Origin of the sequence: Pseudoalteromonas sp. AOP7-A1-14 (genome assembly GCF_052376275.1) — a bacterium.
Lineage (GTDB): Bacteria > Pseudomonadota > Gammaproteobacteria > Enterobacterales > Alteromonadaceae > Pseudoalteromonas.
The window spans coordinates 1-2,955 of the sequence record NZ_JBQSVO010000197.1 but is presented as its reverse complement, the minus strand read 5'-3'; the positions used below and the strand labels follow the sequence as shown (position 1 = coordinate 2,955).

The following is a 2,955-nucleotide window of genomic DNA, read 5'->3' as shown; positions in this document are numbered from 1 at the left end:
GATTACGATAGCTTCTTGAACCTGATTCTCCAGCGTTTCTGTACTTAAGGATTCAAGTACACCGACAAACCCTTTAAATCTATGGATATCGCCGTCAAGAAGATAAATGACAGGGTAGGTATTTTCGCTTTTTTCGTAAGATGGGGGTAAATAAACCATATAAGGTCTATTCTCAGCCATGATCTTCGATTCTAACGATGTGGATGTGCCTAATAAAATTGAGTCATCCGCGAATACTGGCAAGGTAAATAACAAGATTGAGAACGCCGATACCAAATTTTTCATACTAACTTCCCTGATGTGTATAACGCTGCGCTCACCGGAAAATTAGGAGCGTAGTGAGTAATTTTTCCGAGTGCAGCGCCTTGTTAGATTTTGCTCTGACTAATTACCTGAAATTTCTAAATGTTGGACCACGTCGATTCGAAAACCTGCCGGGTCTTCCAGGATAAAATGTACCTGTCCCCAAACTTCTTCTTTGAGCTCCATAGCCATCGTCAAATCCATTTTTTGTGCTTCGGCATAGGCGTGAGCTGCATCTTTAACTTCTAGTGATATCACATAGCCATCGGGAGACATTAATGGTCGAAGAAAGTCTGGCTGGCTTGCGTGCTCTGGCATCAAGAAGCCAAGCTGAACACCCGAATTGGGTGACACCAAATGCAAGTAAAAGTCGGCGTCGTAAAATACGGCATTAAAGCCAAACACGGATTCATAGAATGCTTTCACCGCTTCTAAGTTTGCCGTTACCATCACAGGAAACATCGCGTCTATTTCAATCATCTTATTAACCTCTTACCGTTGATTAGATGAATAACATTATTCTTCACTCAGAAGAGCAGTGATTGTATAAAACGGACATTTTTCTGAACTGTGTCGGTGTGACTCCAGACAAACGTTTAAATTCGCGCACAAAATGGGGCTGGTCGTAGTAATGATCTAGGTAGGCCTTGCTGTGTTGCGGTGCATTCATCGCTTTGAGAGCACTCTGAAATCTTAGCACCTTGCCAAAATCTTTGGGAAGTAAGCCAACGTGCTGTTTGGCCAACCGTCTAAGCTGACGTGCAGACACACCAAATTCAGTGCTCCGGCTATCTGACAGGTCAAGATTAGAGCTGACATTTTCGTAACAGTATCGAATGTAACGAGCTAGGCGAGGGTCAACGTTGGCAAACGTTATGGTAGAAAGTATTACTGCCGACAAGCTATTGCAGCGCTTAGCAAAGCTCTTTGCGTTACTAATGACTTCAAATACAGAGTAAACGATATCTGCGGGTAATAAGTCTTCCGCCTTTACACTACCAGCCTCACCCCACTCCCCTAAAGGCACAGAGATCAAGCCTTTATGCCCTAGAATTCGAAAACGAATACCAAAAAAAGACGCTGGGCCATCTATATGAAATAAAGTAGATGAGAGAAATGGCGGAATAAGAAAATTATCGTCGAAGCAATCTTGATTGATGATCCAATCAACACAGTTATCCGGCACACTATGGTATTGAAACTGGCCTTTGGGGACTGTGAGCTGCCAATACGATTGCACCCAACGATTTAACGGCGGCAATATCTGCCACGTTTTATAGGCGCGGTCGTCAGCGACTTTTCCTTGAGTCGGGTTATACTCTAAAAGCATTTTAGTATTGATATACAAAACATAAACTTTTCTGGCTACCAGCCCTCCAGAAATCTAACAATTTTATAGTGCGCTCATCGCGCATATTTCTTCCGACTGAACGCTCATTTATCTACTTTATATAGTTTTAACAAATAACCTAAAGCATTACTACCACTAAGTTTTCTAAAAACTTTAAAGAAAAATTAAATAGAATAATATGCGCTCAGCGCTCATTTTCATGAATATATGCGCAAAGAGCAGTTTAACCAATCAATTAACAACAATATTTAGCCTCTTTCAATTGCTCTATCTTAGCTCAACAGAAAAATTATCTTTAGTGAATAAATACATTCTATTATCATGGACTACATACGGTGCGGATACAGTATGTTTAACAGCTCCACCCCAGTTGCCAAAAGTCTTTGGAACAACAGCGAAGCCAGAAGTTGCCACAGCAATATCGGTTAACCGATCATACGCAGTCAAAAACGTAATGGTAATTACATCTTGAATTTTGCCATTAAAACTAACCTTACCAGCAACCTCAACTTTCACTGCAGCAGCACATGAACCATTGTAAGAAGGTTTAAAATCTAAAAGGCCGGGATGAGGCTCAGGTGAAGACCATACGTACAGGTTATGCTCTTCAGCGTTGCATAGAGAACCCCCTTTAAAGAAAAACATAAAATTTTCTAGGTAGGAATCAGATTTAGCTCTGGCAATACCTACATACTCAGTGCCCTCTATATTATCAAAAGTTTTCGCTAGCTGCTCTTCAACAACTTTAACGACAGAGCTATCAAGGTTGTCGTGATCTAAATCAGCTAGATACACTAGCATTGGCTTCCAGTTAAAAGCCCTATCCGCTTCTGATTGAGCCCCCATGCTTCCTGCTAAATCAAGCAACCCATCAGTAACAAACGCTAATACATACTCAGTAGCAACTAAACCACGATTCGCTTTGAACTGCGCGTTTTCAGGTAATGTAACATCAGACAAACCAGCTGTTTTACGAGTCATGTTAGCAACAGCTATAAAAGTTCCCTACATCAGGTGACTTTACCAACCTCCCTTACACCCCTTTTACTGCAGGGTTTTCGTGCTATTTTACTGTAGGAAAACGTCTGAAAATGGCTGTTTTAGACAGAATTTACCAGTTAAAACCTGAGATGGAAATGTGAAAAAATTCACTTTTTTATAATCGTTTACCAGCAAAATAGTGATGTAAAAGTAAATCCTCAACGCCTACACAGCGACCAAAATATAGCAGCTAAAGGTTGTTTTCTTTTTAAACGAATGTCGTTATTGTAGAATACATCTAATATAAGGATATATCATGT

At 40.5% G+C, this 2,955-nt stretch carries 4 protein-coding genes; all 4 read right to left on the bottom strand.

The window, feature by feature from the left end; translation table 11 throughout:
* A partial coding sequence (locus tag ACT3RM_RS17410) for an alpha/beta hydrolase-fold protein (RefSeq protein ID WP_444511465.1) occupies nucleotides 1-285 on the bottom strand: 285 nt, incomplete at its 3' end.
* 99 nt (nucleotides 286-384) lie between these two features.
* Complete coding sequence (locus ACT3RM_RS17405) at nucleotides 385-783, bottom strand: VOC family protein (RefSeq protein WP_239247912.1); 399 nt, start codon at nucleotides 781-783, stop codon at nucleotides 385-387.
* Between the two features lie 43 nt (nucleotides 784-826).
* On the bottom strand, nucleotides 827-1,651 hold the full coding sequence (locus tag ACT3RM_RS17400; RefSeq protein ID WP_239247914.1) for a helix-turn-helix domain-containing protein: 825 nt from the start codon (nucleotides 1,649-1,651) through the stop codon (nucleotides 827-829).
* Nucleotides 1,652-1,921: 270 nt separating this feature from the next.
* Nucleotides 1,922-2,635 carry a hypothetical protein gene (locus ACT3RM_RS17395; protein ID WP_192532263.1) on the bottom strand — a complete coding sequence of 238 codons (714 nt, stop codon included), beginning with the start codon at nucleotides 2,633-2,635 and terminating at the stop codon, nucleotides 1,922-1,924.
* Nucleotides 2,636-2,955 lie beyond the last annotated feature (320 nt).

Excerpts from the sequence above, each read along its gene's own strand:
- ACT3RM_RS17405 (WP_239247912.1), bottom strand. The coding sequence starts at position 783 with ATGATTGAAATAGACGCGATGTTTCCTGTGATGGTAACGGCAAACTTA.
- ACT3RM_RS17395 (WP_192532263.1), bottom strand. The coding sequence starts at position 2,635 with ATGACTCGTAAAACAGCTGGTTTGTCTGATGTTACATTACCTGAAAAC.